This window comes from Arenimonas metalli CF5-1, assembly GCF_000747155.1.
GTDB lineage: Bacteria > Pseudomonadota > Gammaproteobacteria > Xanthomonadales > Xanthomonadaceae > Arenimonas > Arenimonas metalli.
In genome coordinates, this window is sequence record NZ_AVCK01000055.1 from 135,804 (window position 1) to 151,880 (window position 16,077).

The 16,077-nt window shown below is 69.8% G+C and carries 13 protein-coding genes; 11 read left to right on the forward strand and 2 right to left on the reverse strand.

From position 1 onward, the window contains the following. Nucleotides 1–2 precede the first annotated feature (2 nt). The 4 genes from recG (at nt 3) to N787_RS12310 (ending at nt 4,930) form a co-directional block, all read left to right on the forward strand. Nucleotides 3–2,132, forward strand: coding sequence for an ATP-dependent DNA helicase RecG (gene recG / locus N787_RS12295; RefSeq protein ID WP_052575441.1), 2,130 nt, complete (start codon nt 3–5; stop codon nt 2,130–2,132). A gap of 17 nt (nt 2,133–2,149) precedes the next feature. Beyond that, nucleotides 2,150–3,085, forward strand: coding sequence for a nucleoside hydrolase (locus N787_RS12300; RefSeq protein WP_034214591.1), 936 nt, complete (start codon nt 2,150–2,152; stop codon nt 3,083–3,085). Between the two features lie 78 nt (nt 3,086–3,163). Next, nucleotides 3,164–3,406: a type B 50S ribosomal protein L31 gene (locus N787_RS12305; RefSeq protein ID WP_034214594.1), complete on the forward strand. Its 243-nt coding sequence runs from the start codon at nt 3,164–3,166 to the stop codon at nt 3,404–3,406. 234 nt (nt 3,407–3,640) lie between these two features. After that, nucleotides 3,641–4,930: a citrate synthase gene (locus N787_RS12310; protein ID WP_034214597.1), complete on the forward strand. Its 1,290-nt coding sequence runs from the start codon at nt 3,641–3,643 to the stop codon at nt 4,928–4,930. A 145-nt stretch (nt 4,931–5,075) separates the two neighbouring features. Here the strand turns inward: N787_RS12310 and N787_RS12315 are convergent, their stop codons facing one another. Beyond that, nucleotides 5,076–5,696 carry a hypothetical protein gene (locus N787_RS12315; protein WP_034214600.1) on the reverse strand — a complete coding sequence of 207 codons (621 nt, stop codon included), beginning with the start codon at nt 5,694–5,696 and terminating at the stop codon, nt 5,076–5,078. Between the two features lie 17 nt (nt 5,697–5,713). Next, a complete protein-coding gene (locus N787_RS12320) occupies nt 5,714–8,209 on the reverse strand; it encodes a penicillin-binding protein 1A (protein ID WP_034214603.1) in 2,496 nt (831 codons plus the stop codon). Nucleotides 8,210–8,453: 244 nt separating this feature from the next. Between N787_RS12320 and N787_RS12325 the strand changes: the two genes are divergently transcribed. From N787_RS12325 to N787_RS12355, 7 genes are all read left to right on the forward strand, one after another. After that, nucleotides 8,454–9,512: a pilus assembly protein PilM gene (locus N787_RS12325; protein ID WP_034214606.1), complete on the forward strand. Its 1,059-nt coding sequence runs from the start codon at nt 8,454–8,456 to the stop codon at nt 9,510–9,512. Continuing rightward, nucleotides 9,512–10,141 (forward strand): PilN domain-containing protein, encoded by a 630-nt coding sequence (locus tag N787_RS12330; RefSeq protein WP_034214609.1) that lies wholly within the window; start codon nt 9,512–9,514, stop codon nt 10,139–10,141. The genes N787_RS12325 and N787_RS12330 overlap by 1 nt, the downstream gene beginning before the upstream one ends. Beyond that, complete coding sequence (locus N787_RS12335) at nt 10,138–10,791, forward strand: type IV pilus inner membrane component PilO (protein WP_034214612.1); 654 nt, start codon at nt 10,138–10,140, stop codon at nt 10,789–10,791. Before N787_RS12330 ends, N787_RS12335 begins: the two co-directional genes overlap by 4 nt. Next, nucleotides 10,791–11,315 carry a pilus assembly protein PilP gene (locus N787_RS12340; protein WP_052575442.1) on the forward strand — a complete coding sequence of 175 codons (525 nt, stop codon included), beginning with the start codon at nt 10,791–10,793 and terminating at the stop codon, nt 11,313–11,315. The genes N787_RS12335 and N787_RS12340 overlap by 1 nt, the downstream gene beginning before the upstream one ends. Nucleotides 11,316–11,330: 15 nt before the next feature. Next, nucleotides 11,331–13,502 carry a type IV pilus secretin PilQ gene (locus N787_RS12345; protein WP_245594015.1) on the forward strand — a complete coding sequence of 724 codons (2,172 nt, stop codon included), beginning with the start codon at nt 11,331–11,333 and terminating at the stop codon, nt 13,500–13,502. Nucleotides 13,503–13,585: 83 nt separating this feature from the next. Beyond that, nucleotides 13,586–14,761 (forward strand): EAL domain-containing protein, encoded by a 1,176-nt coding sequence (locus N787_RS12350; protein WP_052575443.1) that lies wholly within the window; start codon nt 13,586–13,588, stop codon nt 14,759–14,761. Nucleotides 14,762–14,792: 31 nt separating this feature from the next. Then, nucleotides 14,793–16,073 carry a dicarboxylate/amino acid:cation symporter gene (locus N787_RS12355; protein ID WP_034214617.1) on the forward strand — a complete coding sequence of 427 codons (1,281 nt, stop codon included), beginning with the start codon at nt 14,793–14,795 and terminating at the stop codon, nt 16,071–16,073. Nucleotides 16,074–16,077 lie beyond the last annotated feature (4 nt).

The window sequence follows — 16,077 nt, forward strand, 5'->3', positions numbered from 1 at the left end:
CGATGGCCGCGCCGCCGCGCCGCCGCGGCACCCGCGGCCCGGAACCGGCGCTGGCGCCGTCCGGGGCCGCCGCCCTGTCGACCTTGCCGGGCGTGGGCCCGAAGGTGGCTGAAAAGCTCGCCGCGCGCGGGCTGCTGAGCCTGCAGGACCTCTGGCTGCACCTGCCGCTGCGTTACGAGGACCGCACCCGCGTGACGCCGATCGGCGCGCTGCAGCCGGGCGTGTCGGCCCAGGTCGAAGGCCGCGTCGAGGCGGTCGAGCGCAGCTTCCGGTTCCGGCCGACGCTGCGCGTGGTGATCCGGGATGGATCCTTCGGCGGCCTGGTGCTGCGCTTCTTCCATTTCAACCGGGCGCAGCTGGCGCAGTTCGTGCCCGGTCGCCGCCTGCTCGCGTACGGCGAGGCGCGGCCGGGGCAGCACGGGCTGGAGATGGTGCACCCGAGCTACAAGCTGCTGGCCGACGAGGGCGACACGGTGGTCCGCGACCGGCTCGACCCGGTGTATCCCGCGGTCGAGGGGCTGGGGCCGCAGTCGCTGTCGCGGCTGGTGGGCGAGGCGCTGCAGCGCCTGCCGCCCGCGGACGAGCTCGAGCTGCTGCCGGCGGGCCTGCGCCAGCGGCTGCAGCTGCCGACGCTGCGCGAGGCCCTGCTGACCGCGCACCGCCCGCCGCCCGACGCCGACCTTCGCGAGTTCGAACGGGGCATCCACCCGGCGCAGCGCCGTCTGGCGCTCGAGGAGCTGCTGGCCCACCACCTGAGCCTGCGCCGCCAGCGCATCGCCCTGCGCGCGCACGGCGCGATGCCGGTGCGGCCCAAGGGCCAGCTCGCCGCCGCGCTGCGCGCCGGCCTGAAGTTCAAGCTCACCGGGGCGCAGCAGCGCGTGCTGGGCGAAGTGGCGCAGGACATGGCGCGCCCCGAGCCGATGCTGCGGCTGGTGCAGGGCGACGTCGGCAGCGGCAAGACCGTGGTGGCGGCGCTGGCCGCCGCCAACGCCGTGGAGGCCGGCCGGCAGGTCGCGCTGATGGCGCCGACCGAGCTGCTGGCCGAGCAGCACCTGACCAACTTCCGCGCCTGGCTCGAACCGCTGGGCCTGCAGGTGGCCTGGCTGGCGGGCAAGGTCACCGGCAAGGCGCGCGCGGCGGTGCTCGAGGAGATCGCCTCCGGCCGGGCGCAGGTGGTGGTGGGCACGCATGCGCTGATGCGGGACAAGGTGCTGTTCTCGAGCCTGGCGCTGGCCATCGTCGACGAGCAGCACCGGTTCGGCGTGCACCAGCGCCTCGCGCTGCGCGACAAGGGCCTGAGCGGCGCGCAGGTGCCGCACCAGCTGGTGATGACCGCGACGCCGATCCCGCGCACGCTGGCGATGTCGGCCTACGCCGACCTGGATGTGTCCGTGATCGACGAGATGCCGCCGGGCCGCACGCCGGTGCAGACGGTCGCGATCAGCGGCGACCGGCGCGGTGACGTGGTCGAGCGCATCCGCGCCGCCTGCGCCGAGGGCCGCCAGGCCTACTGGGTCTGCACCCTGATCGAGGACAGCGAGGAAGTGGAGGCGCAGGCCGCGCAGACCACCTACGAGCAGCTCGGTGCGCTGCTGCCCGAACTGCGCCTGGGCCTGCTGCACGGGCGCATGAAGCCGGCCGAGAAGCAGGCGGTGATGGCCGCCTTCAAGGCCGGCGAACTGAACCTGCTGGTCGCCACCACCGTGATCGAGGTCGGCGTGGACGTGCCCAATGCCAGCCTGATGGTGATCGAGAACGCCGAGCGCCTGGGCCTGGCCCAGCTGCACCAGCTGCGCGGGCGCGTGGGCCGCGGCGCGGCCGCGTCCAGCTGCGTGCTGATGTTCAAGCCACCGCTGTCGCAGATGGCGCGCGAGCGGCTGGAAGTGATGCGGGCCAGCACTGACGGCTTCCTGATCGCCGAGAAAGACCTCGAGCTGCGCGGCCCGGGCGAGCTGCTGGGCACGCGCCAGACCGGCCTGGCCAGCTTCCGCGTCGCCGACCTGGTGCGCGACGCCGACCTGCTGCCGGAAGTGCACGTCGCCGCGGACCAGCTGCTGGCCGACGCGCCGGACACCGCCGACCGGCTGGTGCAGCGCTGGGTCGGCGGCGCCGCGCGCTTCGCCGGCGCCTGAGCCGGCATAATCGCGGCATGACCGACGACCGCATTCCGCTGCTGATCGACACCGACCCGGGCGTCGACGACGCCCTGGCCCTGCTGATGGCCTTCCACGACCCGCGCCACCGGCTGCTGGGCCTGACCATCGCCGCCGGCAACGTCGGCCTGCGCCACACCGTGGCCAACGCGCTCAAGCTCTGCGAAATCGCGGGCGTGGACGTGCCGGTGTACGCGGGCTGCCCGGTGCCGCTGGTGCACGACGCGGCCGACGCGGCCTACGTGCATGGCCAGGACGGCTTCGGCGACACCGGCTATGCGCCGGCCGCGCGCCAGGCCGAGGCCGAGCACGCCGCGCTGGCGATCCTCCGCCTCTCGCATGAACACGCCGGCCGCCTGCTGCTGGTCACGCTGGGCCCGCTGACCAACCTCGCGCTGGCGCTGCGCCTGGACCCGACGCTGCCGTCGCGCGTCGGCCGGCTGGTGGTGATGGGCGGCGCGGTGACGGGGCAGGGCAATACCTCGATCCCGGCCGAATTCAACATCGCCTTCGATCCGGAGGCCGCGGACGTGGTGTTCCGGGGCTTCCCCTCGTTCGAGCTGGCCGACTGGGAGGCGGTGGTGCGCCACGGCTTCCCGCACCGGGATTTCGAGGCCTGGCTGGGCTCGGGCGACCACCGGGCGCGGTTCTACGACGGCATCTCCCGGTTCACCCGCCAGTGGTCCGAGGGCAAGCGCGGGGCCCTGTGGCACAGCGCCGACGCCCTGGCCATGGCGGCGGCCCTGCACCCGGACGGCGTGGCCCGGGCCGAATCGCGCTACCTGGCGGTCGAACTGGAGGGCCGGCTCAGCCGCGGCGCCACCCTGGTGGACTGGCAGCAGCGCACCGGCCGGCCGGCCAACGCCCGGATCGTGATGGCCTACGACCAGGCGCGGTTCGAGGCCCTGATCCGGGCCGCCTTGGGCGCCTGAGCCCCGGACTTGCGACGGGCCCCGGGCCCGGCCTATAATTCCGGTCTTTCCCCACGCAAACCCGGCGGAGCTATTGCCATGAAGGCCGACATCCATCCGAACTACAAAGAAGTCGTCTTCCAGGACCTGTCCTCCGACTTCGCTTTCCTGACCCGCTCCACGCTCTCCTCGAAGGAGACGATCAAGTGGACCGACGGCAAGGAATACGCCCTGATCAAGGTCGACATCACCTCCGCCTCGCACCCGTTCTACACGGGCAAGCAGAAGGTCATGGACACCGGCGGCCGCATCGACCGCTTCCGCCAGCGCTACGCCAAGTAAGCGCGCCGCCCGGGCCTGGCCCGGGGCGGGCAGGAAAGGCCGCCTCCGGGCGGCCTTTTTCGTTGGCGACCCCCCGACCAAGGTTCATACCTTCGTCACTGACTTGTCCGCGGGCGCTGTGAGATACTTCGGCGCATGGTGACCGCCCCGGCGGCGCCTTCGATTCGATACCAGCGAACGCCGCGCCAGAGCCCTTCGAGGATGCGGATCGCGCCCCCTGAAAGGAGTCAGCCCGTGTCCGACAACAAGAGCGTCGTGCTCAACGCCGCCGGCAAGAACGTCGAGCTTCCCGTCTATTCCGGCACCCTTGGCGCGCCTTGCGTCGACATCACCCGGCTGCCGAAAGAAACCGGCATGTTCACCTACGACCCCGGCTTCGTGGCGACCGCCAGCTGCCGCAGCGCGGTGACCTACATCGACGGCGACGAGGGCGTGCTGCTGTATCGCGGCTACCCGATCGAGCAGCTGGCCAAGCACTCGAACTTCCTCGAGACCAGCTACCTGCTGATGAACGGCGAGCTGCCGAACCCGGCCCAGTTCGCCAAGTTCGAGCATGAAGTCACCCACCACACGATGATGCACGAGGCCTTCAAGGGCTTCCTCGGCGGCTTCCGCCACGACGCGCATCCGATGGCGATGCTGTGCGGCATGATCGGCTCGCTGGCCGCCTTCTACCACGACGAACTCGACCTCGAGGACCCGGAACAGCGCCGCATGGCCGCGATCCGCCTGCTGGCCAAGGTCCCGACGATCGCCGCCGCCTGCTATCGCTATTCGATCGGCTGGCCGGTGCGCTACCCGCGCAACAACCTCGAGTACGTCGAGCGCTTCCTGCACATGATGTTCGAGGTCCCCAGCGAGCCGCTGACCCTCAAGCCGGTCGCCGCCAAGGCGCTCGACCTGCTCTTCATCCTGCACGCCGACCACGAGCAGAACGCCTCCACCTCGACCGTCCGCCTGGTCGGCTCCACCGGTGCCAACCCCTACGCCTGCGTCGCCGCCGGCGTGGCCGCGCTCTGGGGCCCGGCGCACGGCGGCGCCAACGAGGCGGTGCTGAAGATGCTGGCCGAGATCGGCCGCCCGGAAGACGTCGCCAAGGCCGTCGACCGCGCCAAGGACAAGAACTCGGGCTTCCGCCTGATGGGCTTCGGCCACCGCGTGTACAAGAACTTCGACCCGCGCGCGACCATCATCCGCGAGATGTGCCACAAGGTCCTCGCCGACCTGGGCGTCAACGACCCGATGCTGGAAGTGGCGATGCGCCTGGAAGAGGCCGCGCTCAAGGACGACTACTTCATCCAGCGCAAGCTCTACCCGAACGTCGACTTCTACTCCGGCATCATCTACAAGGCGCTGGGCATCCCGACCGAGATGTTCACGGTGATGTTCGCCATTGCCCGCACCGCCGGCTGGGTCTCGCACTGGCTCGAGCAGCAGACCGACCCGGAAGCCAAGATCGGCCGCCCGCGCCAGATCTACACCGGCGCCGCGAACCGCGACTACGTCCCGCTCGAAAAGCGCTGATCCAAGCCAAAAAGCCGTACCGGGTTCATTTTCCTTCGCCGATGAGACAAGTCTCACCGGCGAAGGAAAATGAACCCGGTACCTTTTTTGCGAGGCGAAACAAATTAACCAGGTTCATTTGTTTGGATTGGTGGGGTTGGGTGCTTCAGTCGCCAGTGGCGATGAGCTGGCGCAGGGCGTTGGCGGTGGCGCGGCGCAGTGGCCGGTCCTCCAGGGATTCCAGCGGCGGCTGCCGCAGGGCCGACGCGGGCAGGACCCACAGCTCGAAGGCGATGCCGCCGGCTTCGAACTCCCAGCAGGGCAGGGGCGTCGCCTGCTCGCGCGACAGCCGCAGCCGGCGCGTGACCTGCGTGGCGGGGATGCGCTGGTCGTGCAGGAAGTGGGCGACCTCATCGGGATCGTCGGCATGCAGGTGCAGGCAGACCGGCGCGTGGGCGTCCACGGGCCCCTCCAGCGCCGCGCCGGCGAGGCGCGGGTCGAAGGCGCTGAAGAACGCCATCGCCTCCTGGGCGGCCTCCCGGAGCGCCTGGCGTCGGGACGGCGGGGCGTCGCCGCCGAACAGCCGCTGGTGCGCTTCGAGCGCTTCGCGGATCTCGTCGCCGCCGGGGAAGGCCGCCTCGTCGCGGATCCCGAGCCGTTCGGCGGCCTTGCGCAGGGCGCGGGCGGGATCGTGCTGCGCCCCGGTCGCCAGCAGCCTCGCGGCTTCCTGCGCCAGCTGCTGCCGGCGCTGGCGCGTACGGGGGTCATCCTGTCGGCGGGGACTCATGGCGTTCGTCCGGGCCTTCAGAAGATGTCGAAGGCCTCTTCGTTGCTCAGCTCCGGGTCGAGGTCGAAGCCGCTGCTGCTGACGCGGTCGTACTCCTCGGTCTTGAAGTAGTCGACGATCGAGCCCGGCGTGCCCTCGGGCACGATCCGGCCGCTGCCGGCGTCCACCGAGGCGACCACGATGCCCGGGGGCACCTCCGGCTCCTGCACCGGCACGCCGTCGAGCGCCGCGCGCATGTAGCCGATCCAGATCGGCAGCGCCGCGCGGCCGCCGTATTCACCCCGGCCCAGCGGGTTGAAGTCGTCCTTGCCGACCCAGACCGTGGTGACCAGGTCGCCGCCGAAGCCCGAGAACCAGGCGTCGCGGTAATCGTTGGTCGAGCCGGTCTTGCCGCCGATGTCCTCGCGCTCGAGCACGCGCGCGGCAGTGGCGGTGCCGCGCTTGACCACGTCCTTCATCAGCGAGCGCACCAGGAACGCGGTGCGTTCGTCGATCGCGCGCGGCGCCAGCACCAGCTCACCCTCGGCCACGGGCTCCGTGGCCGCCGGGGCCTCGGGCGCCGGCGCCGGGGCAGGCGCGCTGCCGAAATCGAAGCCGTCGACCACGGTGGTGTCGCGGGCCTCGCCCGCGGCCCGTCCCGGGCAGCCGCGGCAGGCGCGCGCCGGGGTGGCCTGGCTGAGGACCTGGCCGTTCCGGTCGAGCACCTTGTCGATGAACCACGGGTCGATGCGGTAGCCACCGTTCGAGAACACCGCGTAGCCACGCGCGATCGACAGCGGCGTCAGCGACGAGGTGCCCAGCGACATCGACAGGTTCGGCGGCAGGCTTTCCTGGCTGAAGCCGAACTGGGTGATGTAGCGGCTGGCGAAATCCACGCCGATGGCGTCGAGCAGGCGCACCGAGACCAGGTTGCGCGACTGCACCAGCGCCTCGCGCAGGCGCATCGGGCCGGCGAAGTTGCCGGCGTCGTTCTGCGGGCGCCAGACGTTGCCGGCGCGGTCGCGGAACACCACCGGCGCGTCGAGCACGATGCTGGACGGCGAGAAGCCCCGCTCGAACGCCGCCGCGTACACGAAGGGCTTGAAGCTCGAGCCCGGCAGGCGCTGGGCCTGCGTCGCCCGGTTGAACTTGTTCAGGCCGAAGCTGAAGCCGCCGACCAGGGCGCGGATGGCGCCGTCCTCGGGCTGCAGCGACACCAGCGCGGCTTGCGCGAGCGGCACCTGGGCCAGCACCCATTCCGGCGCCGGCGGCGGCGCGTCGGCCGGGGCGTCGGCCGCGGGCTTGGCCGGCGTCGCCACCGGCAGCGCCGCGTAGCGCACCACGTCGCCACGCTTGAGCAGCTGCCTCGGCGGCTTGCCGGCCCAGCGCGTGGCCTTGGCGTCGAGCAGCACCGGCTCGGCGCCGGCCACGAACAGCCGGGCGGACTCGCCTTCGAAGCCGGTGACGATGCCGGCGCGCAGCCCGCCCAGGGACGGGTACTCGCGCAGGCGCTGGCGCAGCGCGGCGGCGTCCTCGCCTTCGGCCAGGTCGAGCTGGGCCTCGGGCCCGCGGTAGCCGTGGCGGCGGTCGTACTCGAGCAGGCCCGCCTGCACCGACTGCGCGGCGGCGGCCTGGTGCGTCCCGTCGAGCGTCGTGTACACGCTCAGGCCGCTGGTGGTGGCCTCGGCGCCGTAGCGCTGCTCCATCTCGGCGCGCACCATCTCGGCGACGTAGGGCGCCTCGACCTCGACCTTGGGTTCATGCGGGCTGGCGTCCATCGGCTCGGCCTGGGCCGCCTGCTCCTGCGCCACCGTGATCATGCCTTCCTCGCGCATGCGCAGCAGCACGTAGTTGCGGCGCACCAGCGCGCGGTCCGGGTTGATGATCGGGTTGCCGCTGGACGGGAACTTCGGGATCGAGGCCAGCGTCGCGGCCTGGGCCAGGGTCAGTTCGTCGAGCGTCTTGCCGTAGTAGTAATCCGCCGCGGCGGCGACGCCGTAGGCGCGGTTGCCGAAGAAGCTCTTGTTGAGGTAGAGCTCGAGGATCTCGTCCTTGGACAGCTCCCGCTCCATCTTGAGCGCCAGGAAGATCTCGGTGAGCTTGCGCGTGTAGGAGTATTCCGCGCTCAGGAAGAACTGCCGGGCGACCTGCTGGGTGATGGTGCTGCCGCCGGGCACGCGCTGGTCGCTGGTGGTCGCCAGCAGCCAGACCGCACGGGTGATGCCGCGCCAATCGATGCCGGGGTGCTCGTAGAACCGCGCGTCCTCGATGGCGATGAAGGCCTGCTTCACCGGCTGCGGGACCTCCTCGATGTCGACCGGGAAGCGGCGGGTCTCGCCGATCAGCGCGATCAGCTGGCCGTCCCGGGTGTAGATGCTCAGGGGCACCTGCAGCTGCACGTTGCGCAGCTCCTGGACGTCCGGCAGGCGGGGGGCGATGAGCCAGTAGAGGACCCCGAGGGCGAGGATGCCCAGCAGGGCCAGGCCGGCGAAAAAGTAGAGCAACCGGCGCAGCAATCGAACAAAACGGGCCATCCAGGGCCTCTCCCGAGGTTTACATCGACATGGGGCAGGGAGTATAGAACGAGGCATGGCCGGGAGCCGCCTTGGGGGAGGCCGGTTTCCGGACCCGAATGCGTCTAGGAAGGGGAGCGCGAAGCAAGCTGAACAGGGGTCCCGACGTCCAAAAACGGGGGGGCATTGCCATTTGGCAATTTTTCGTTATTTAATGTAACGGCGCACCTATCGCTTGTAAGCGCCCGTCGGAAGGGGAGAAACCGTGGGTCTTTTCGGAAATACCAAGACACCGCTCGTCGGCCTGGACATCAGTTCCACGGCCGTCAAGCTTCTGCAGCTCACCGAGTCGGGCGGGCGCTATCGCGTCGAGCACTACGCGGTCGAGCCCCTGCCTCCCAATGCCGTGGTCGAGAAGAACATCGTCGAGGTCGAGGCCGTCGGCGAGGCGATCAAGCGGGCCGTGGCCCGCTCCGGCACCAAGGCCCGGCATGCCGCGGCCGCGGTCTCCGGCTCGTCCGTGATCACCAAGATCATCCCCATCCAGGGCGACCTGGACGAGGATGACCTCGAGGACCAGGTGCAGCTCGAGGCCGCCAACTACATCCCGTACCCGATCGACGAAGTCAGCATCGACTTCGAGGTCCTGGGGCCGGTGCCCAGCAACCCGGAGATGATCCAGGTCATGCTGGCCGCCTCCCGCACCGAGAACGTCGAGCTGCGCCAGTCGGCGCTCGAGCTGGGCAACCTCACCGCCAAGGTCATCGACGTCGAGGCCTTCGCGATGGAGAACGCCTTCAAGCTGGTCGCCGACCAGCTGTCGGTGCCCAAGGACGCGATCGTGGCGCTGGTGGACATCGGCGCGACCATGACCACCCTGAACGTCCTGCGCAACCAGCGCAGCATCTACACCCGCGAGCAGGTCTTCGGCGGCAAGCAGCTGACCGACGAGGTCATGCGCCGCTACGGCCTGAGCTACGACGAGGCGGGCCTGGCCAAGCGCCAGGGCGGCCTGCCGGAGAGCTACGAGGTCGAGGTGCTGGAGCCGTTCAAGGAGGCGCTGGTCCAGCAGGTCAGCCGCCTGCTGCAGTTCTTCTACGCCGGCAGCGACTTCAACCGCGTCGACCAGGTGGTCCTGGCGGGTGGTTGTGCATCGATCGCCGGCATCGCCAACCTCGTGGAGGAGCAGCTGGGCGTGCCCACCGTCATCGCTAACCCGCTCGCCAACATGGCGCTCGGCCCCCGCGTCCAGGCCCATGCCCTGGCGCAGGACGCCCCCGCGCTCATGATCGCCTGCGGCCTGGCCCTGAGGAGCTTCGACTAATGGCCAGAATCAACCTACTTCCCTGGCGCGCGGAGCGGCGCAAGCAGCGCCAGAAGGAATTCGTCAGCATGCTCGGCCTCGCGGCCGTGGTCGCGCTGCTCCTGAGCTTCCTGATCGTCATGTACTACAGCGGCCAGATCGAAGGTCAGCAGAATCGCAACGCGTACCTGCGCCAGCAGATCGTGCTCGTCGACCAGCAGATCCGTGAGATCGAGGAGCTCGACAAGAAGAAGGCCAACCTGCTCGCCCGCAAGCAGGTGATCGAGCAGCTGCAGGCCAGCCGTTCGCAGATGGTTCACCTGTTCGACGAGCTGGTGCGCACCATCCCCGAGGGCGTCCGCCTCACCTCGATCAAGCAGAACGGCCAGACCCTGACGCTCGAGGGCCGCGCGCAGTCCAACGCCCGCGTCAGCTCCTACATGCGCAACCTGGAGTCGTCCGGCTGGATGGCCAGCCCGGACCTGAGCATCATCGAGGCCAAGGGCGAGGACAAGGGCTTGCCCAACATGTTCTCCCTCCAGGTGACCTTGAAGAACCCCAGCGCCGTGGATGAGGAAGCCGCGCCCGCGGCCGCCCCGGCGCCGCCCGCGGCCGCCCCGGCGCCGCCCGTCGCCGGAGGTGCACCGTGAGCAGCAAGAAAGTCGACCTCCGCAACCTGGACTTCAGCAACTCCGGGGGCTGGCCCTTCCAGGTCAAGATCGGTGCCTGCATCCTGCTGATCCTGGTCGTGGTTGGCCTGGCCTGGTACCTGAAGGTCAGCGACCAGCGCCTGGCGCTGCAGTCCGAGGAGAACACCGAGGTCACCCTGCGCGAGGAGTTCCAGGGCAAGCAGGGCCGCGCCGCGAACCTCGAGCCGCTCAAGCAGCAGCTGGCCCAGATGGAAGTGATGCTGCAGCAGATGCTGCGCCAGCTGCCCAGCAAGAATGAAATGCCGGACCTGATCGTCGACGTCTCGCAGACGGCGCTGGCCAGCGGCATCAACAACGAACTGTTCCAGCCGGGCGCCGAGACCCAGCTCGAGTTCTACGCCGAGAAGCCGATTTCGCTGCGCATGGTGGGCACCTACCACCAGTTCGGCGCCTTCGTCAGCGGCGTCGCCTCGCTGCCGCGCGTGGTCATCATGACCATGCACGACATCCAGCTGAAGCCGCGCGGCGAAGGCGACACCACCCTGGTCCTGGAAGGTACGGTCAAGACCTACCGCTACCTGGACGAGGAAGAGGAAGCCGAAGCCGAAGCCGCCGCCGCCGGCGCGGGCTCCACCGGGGAGGTGAAGTAATGGCTGCTCCGAACTACCGCAAGATCGCCACCGGCCTGCTGCTGGCCGCCGTCGTGGTCTCCCTTTCCGCCTGCACCCGCGGCAGCCGCGACCTGGAGGCCTGGGTGGCCGAGGTCAGGGCGCGCCCGGCGCCGCCGCTGGACCCGCTCCCGGTGATGAAGCAGTTCGAGACCTTCGAATACGCCGCGCAGAACCTGCGCGACCCGTTCAGCCAGCCCAGCGCGGACCAGGACGGCGAGAACGGCCTGCGTCCGGATCCGAACCGCCGCAAGGAGGTCCTCGAGGCCTTCCCGCTCGACAGCCTGGACATGGTGGGCACGATCGGCGCCGGCGACGGGGTGGTTGGCCTGGTGATGGGGCCGGACCGCGTTACCTACCGGGTCCGGCCGGGCAACTACATGGGGCTCAGCGACGGTCGCATCACGGCGGTCTTCGAGGACCGAATTGAGATGGTCGAACTCGTACCTGATGGGGCCGGCGGTTGGCTTGAGCGTCAAGCCAAAATCGCCCTTGAAGACAATTGATTGGGGGAATGCACGATGACCGCGAATAAAACGATCGGCGAGGGGATGGGCACCAAGCGCACTTGGTTGCTGGCCATGGGAGCGCTCGCCGTCGGCCTGACGACGTCGCTGTCGGCCATGGCGGCGAACGTCCTCCAGGACGTGCGCTACGCATCGGCCCCCGGGGGCAAGGTCGACATCACCCTGCAGTTCGCAGAGCCGGTGGGCGACGTCCAGGCGTTCACGACGGATACCCCGCCGCGAATCGCCCTCGACATCCCCGAGACCTCCAACGGCCTGACCCAGCGCCGCGTGGTGATCGGCAGCGGCGCCACCTCCGCGGTCTCCGCGGTGGAAGCCGACGGCCGCACCCGCGTGGTGGTGGACCTGTTCCGCCCCGCGTCCTACACCACCCGCAGCGCCGGCAACCTGCTGGTCCTGACGGTGGATGCCGGCGCCCAGCAGACCAACGCCCTGGCCGGCGTCGCCGACCCGACCAAGCGCGTGGCCTCCGACATCGAAGTCGCCAACATCGACTTCCGTCGCGGCGAGAACGGGGCCGGCCGCGTGGTCCTTCGCTTCAACAGCGACGGCGCCACCGCCGACATGCGCAGCGAGGGCAACCGCGTCGTGGTCGACGTCGCCAACGCCAGCATCCCGGAGAACCTGCGCCGGCGCCTGGACGTGACCGACTTCGCCACCCCGGTGCAGAGCCTCGAGCCGAACGCCAATGCCGGCAGCACCCGCCTGGTGATCAACACCAACGGTGCCTACGAGTCGATGGCCTACCAGACCGGCAACGAGTACGTGATCGAGATCGCGCCCAAGCGCGGTTCCGTGATCGCCGCCGCCACCCCGGCCCGCGCCGCGGGTGCCGTGGCGGGCCAGGCCGCGCCGCAGCGCTACGCCGGCCGCCCGGTCACGTTCAACTTCCAGGACGTGCCGGTGCGCACCGTGCTGCAGCTGATCGCCGAGGAGTCGGGCCTGAACATCGTCGCCTCCGACACCGTCGCCGGCAACGTCACCCTGCGCCTGATCAACGTGCCCTGGGACCAGGCCATGGAGATCGTCCTGCGCGCCAAGCAGCTCGACCAGCGCCGTGACGGCAACGTGGTCTGGGTTGCCCCGCAGAAGGAAATCGCCGACTTCGAGAAGGCCAAGGCGGACGCCCGCATTGCCAACGAGCAGCGCGAGGAGCTGGTCACCGAGTACATCGCGATCAACTACGGCAATGCCGAGGAAATCGCCCGCCTGCTGACCGAGGACAGCAAGTCCAGCAGCGGCGGCGGCGGTGCGGCCAGCGGTGGCGGCGGTGGCCTGCAGCAGGCGGCCAAGGGCTTCCTGTCGGCGCGCGGCAGCGTCAGCTTCGACAACCGCACCAACACCCTGCTGCTCATCGACACCGCGAAGAAGATCCAGGAGATCCGGACCCTGCTCGCCACCCTCGACCGCCCGGTCGACCAGGTGCTGATCGAGGCCCGCATCGTCGTGGCGTCCGAAGTGTTCGCCCGCGAACTCGGCGTGATCTTCGGCGTCCAGGATCGCGTGGGAACCCTTGGTGCGGCGGCTGAAGCCGGCGAATCCACCAGCGACTCGGGCTTCCTGGTCGGTCTCCCCGCCAGCACCCCGGCGGGCCTGCTGAACCTGAGCATCCTGCGCAGCGACATCTCGCTCGACCTCGAGCTGTCCGCGCTCGAGGAAGAAGGCCGCGGCGAAGTGGTGTCCAACCCGCGCGTGATCACCGCCAACCAGCGCGAGGCCATCATCCGCCAGGGTGACGAGGTGGGTTACCTGACCATCCAGCCGTCGACCACGCCGGGTGCGGTGCCGCAGGCCACGGTCGCCTTCAAGGAAGTGCTGCTCGAGCTCAAGGTCACCCCGACCATCACCCAGGACGGTCGCGTCTACCTCAACCTGATGGTGAAGAAGGACGAAGTGGACGAGCTGGTCGCCAACCCGGCCGGTGGCTTCGTGCCGCAGATCTCCAAGCGCGAAGTCAGCACCGCGGTGCTGATCGACAACGGCCAGACGGTCGTGGTCGGCGGCGTCTACGAGTTCAGCTCGCGCGAAGACCTGCGCAAGGTGCCCTTCCTGGGCGACCTGCCGGTCCTTGGCAACCTGTTCAAGAACAAGTCCAAGAGCAGCGACAAGGCCGAACTGCTGATCTTCGTGACCCCGCGCATCCTGCCGGTGTCGCGCGGCGGCTGAACCCAGCCTCGCCTGGAACCACGGACAGGGCCGCGAAAGCGGCCCTGTTTCGTTTTGCAGGGCATGGCGCACAGGAAGCAGGCATGACCAAGCTCAGGATCCAGCTCGCGCGCGGCGAGGTGCTGTTCCGCGAAGGCGAGGACCCGGGGACGGCGTTCCTGATCGAGTCCGGCGAGATCGAGGTGCGTACCCGCCAGCGCGGCCGCGACGTGCTGCTGAGCGTCCTGGGGCCGGGGGAACTCGTGGGCGAGATGGCCGTCATCGACGAGTCCCCGCGCACCGCCACCGCCCGCGCACTGGACGATTGCGTGCTGTTCGCGATCGACCGCCACCAGATCGCCGAGCGCCTGGCCGCCACCGACCCGATCATCCGCTCCCTCCTGGAGGGCCAGCTCAAGCGTTACCGCGGCGCCCTCGCCGCGCTGCAGGGCAAGCAGGCCGCGCCCGATGCCCTCTCGCCGTCCGAGCGGCTGGGCATCAGCCGGATCCGGCTCGAAGCGCAGCTGCGCGAAGCCCTGGCCGAGGGACAGCTCGAACTGAGCCTGCAGCCCCTGCTCGACGTGCCGCTGGGACGCATCGCGGGTTACGAAGCCCTGGTCCGCTGGGACCATCCCGAGCGCGGCCCGATCTCGGCGGCGGAATTCGTCGCGCTGGCCGAGGAAACCTCGCTGATCGTGCCGGTGGGCGAGTACGTGATCGACACCGCCTGCCTGGCGATCGCGCGCCTGGTCGCCGCAGGCGCCGATCCGTCGCCATTCGTGGCGGTGAACGTGTCCGCGCGCCAGATGGCGCATCCGGGCGTGATCGAACGCATCGTCGCCCGCGTCGATGCCGCCGGCCTGCCGCGCGGAAGCCTGAAGCTCGAGATCACCGAAAGCGGCGTGCTCGACTACGGTCTCGCCGCGGGCCTGATCGAGCTGTGCCATCGCCATGGCATCCGGGTGGCGCTGGACGACTTCGGCACGGGTTACGCCAACCTCTGCCACCTGCACCGGCTGCCATTCGACACCATCAAGGTGGACCAGTCGTTCTCGCACGACATGCTCGATTCGCCGCGGGCGATGGCGATCGTCGAAAGCGCGGTCCGGCTCGGTCGCGCGCTCGGCGCGGAGATCGTGGTCGAGGGCATCGAGACGCCGGAGCAGCTGCAGGCCCTGCGCCGGCTCGGATGCCGGTATGCGCAGGGTTACCTGGTCGGACGGCCGCAAACGCTGGCGCAGCTGCTCGCGCATCCCTGGGATCCGGCGCGCTTGGTGTAATCTCCCAAGGGTTCCCGCCGGAGTATCGCCGATGCCAACGTTGCCGCTGCACACCCGCATGCTTTTGGGTTTCGTCGTGGGCGTCTGCCTGGGCCTGGTCGCCAACCTGATGTTCGCCGAGGCGGCCTGGCTCGAAGCGCTGGTGAAGTACGTCGCCGACCCGGTGGGTCAGGTGTTCCTGCGGCTGTTGTTCATGTTGGTGATTCCGCTCGTGTTCTCGGCCCTCGTGCTGGGCGTGGTCGAGATCGGCGACCCGAAGTCCCTCGGCCGCATCGGCGGCAAGACCCTGGCGTGGATCCTCGCGGTCACCACGATCGCGGTGCTGATCGGCATGGTCACCGTGAACGTGATCCAGCCCGGGCGCGGCATCCCGCCCGAGCTGGCCCAGGAACTGATGGCGCAGACCAGCGAGCGCGCCTCGCAGATCGCCGCCGGCCGCGAGGCCGTGTCCGGCATCGACGTGCTGCTCAACATCGTGCCGCGCAATCCCGTGCAGGCCGCGGCCAACGGCGACCTGATCGCGGTCATGTTCTTCGCCCTGATGTTCGGCATCGGCGCCACGGTGATCCGCAGCGACGGCACCCGCGCCTTCGTCGCCGCCACGCAGGGCGTCTACGACATCTGCCTCAAGCTGATCGACTGGGTCATCCAGCTGGCGCCCTACGCGGTGGCGGCGCTGTTGTTCTCGATCACGTCCAAGCTGGGCTTCGACGTGCTGGTCCAGTTGGCGCGTTTCGTCGGCACCGTGCTGCTGGCCCTGGGCATCCATTTCTTCGTGGTATTCCCGATCCTGCTGCGGGTGTTCGGCGGCATGTCGCCGCTGGCCTTCTTCCGCAACGCCCAGCCGGCCATCCTGACGGCCTTCTCCACGTCCTCCTCCAGCGCCACCCTGCCGACCACCCTCAAGGTGACCGAAGAGGCGCTGGGCGTGCCGCGGCGCGTGGCGCGCTTCGTCTGCACCCTGGGCGCGACGGCCAACATGAACGGCACGGCCCTGTTCGAGGGCATCACGGTGCTGTTCCTGGCCCAGTTCTTCGGTGTCGAGCTGAGCGTCTTCCAGCAGGCGCTGGTGCTGGTGATGTGCATCCTCGGCGGCGTCGGCGCGGCCGGCGTCCCGGGTGGCTCGCTGCCGGTGATCGCGATGATCCTGGCGATGTTCGGCATCCCGCCGGAGGGCATCGGCCTGATCCTGGGCGTGGACCGCCTGCTGGACATGTGCCGCACGGTGGTGAACGTCGGCGGCGACATGGTCGGCTCGGTCGTCATCGGCCGCAGCGAGCCGGTGGACCGGGGCACGGCCGGCCCCGCGTAGCACC

Excerpts from the sequence above, each read along its gene's own strand:
- recG (WP_052575441.1), top strand. The coding sequence starts at position 3 with ATGGCCGCGCCGCCGCGCCGCCGCGGCACCCGCGGCCCGGAACCGGCG.
- N787_RS12300 (WP_034214591.1), top strand. The coding sequence starts at position 2,150 with ATGACCGACGACCGCATTCCGCTGCTGATCGACACCGACCCGGGCGTC.
- N787_RS12305 (WP_034214594.1), top strand. The coding sequence starts at position 3,164 with ATGAAGGCCGACATCCATCCGAACTACAAAGAAGTCGTCTTCCAGGAC.
- N787_RS12315 (WP_034214600.1), bottom strand. The coding sequence starts at position 5,696 with ATGAGTCCCCGCCGACAGGATGACCCCCGTACGCGCCAGCGCCGGCAG.
- N787_RS12320 (WP_034214603.1), bottom strand. The coding sequence starts at position 8,209 with ATGGCCCGTTTTGTTCGATTGCTGCGCCGGTTGCTCTACTTTTTCGCC.
- N787_RS12330 (WP_034214609.1), top strand. The coding sequence starts at position 9,512 with ATGGCCAGAATCAACCTACTTCCCTGGCGCGCGGAGCGGCGCAAGCAG.
- N787_RS12340 (WP_052575442.1), top strand. The coding sequence starts at position 10,791 with ATGGCTGCTCCGAACTACCGCAAGATCGCCACCGGCCTGCTGCTGGCC.
- N787_RS12345 (WP_245594015.1), top strand. The coding sequence starts at position 11,331 with ATGACCGCGAATAAAACGATCGGCGAGGGGATGGGCACCAAGCGCACT.
- N787_RS12350 (WP_052575443.1), top strand. The coding sequence starts at position 13,586 with ATGACCAAGCTCAGGATCCAGCTCGCGCGCGGCGAGGTGCTGTTCCGC.
- N787_RS12355 (WP_034214617.1), top strand. The coding sequence starts at position 14,793 with ATGCCAACGTTGCCGCTGCACACCCGCATGCTTTTGGGTTTCGTCGTG.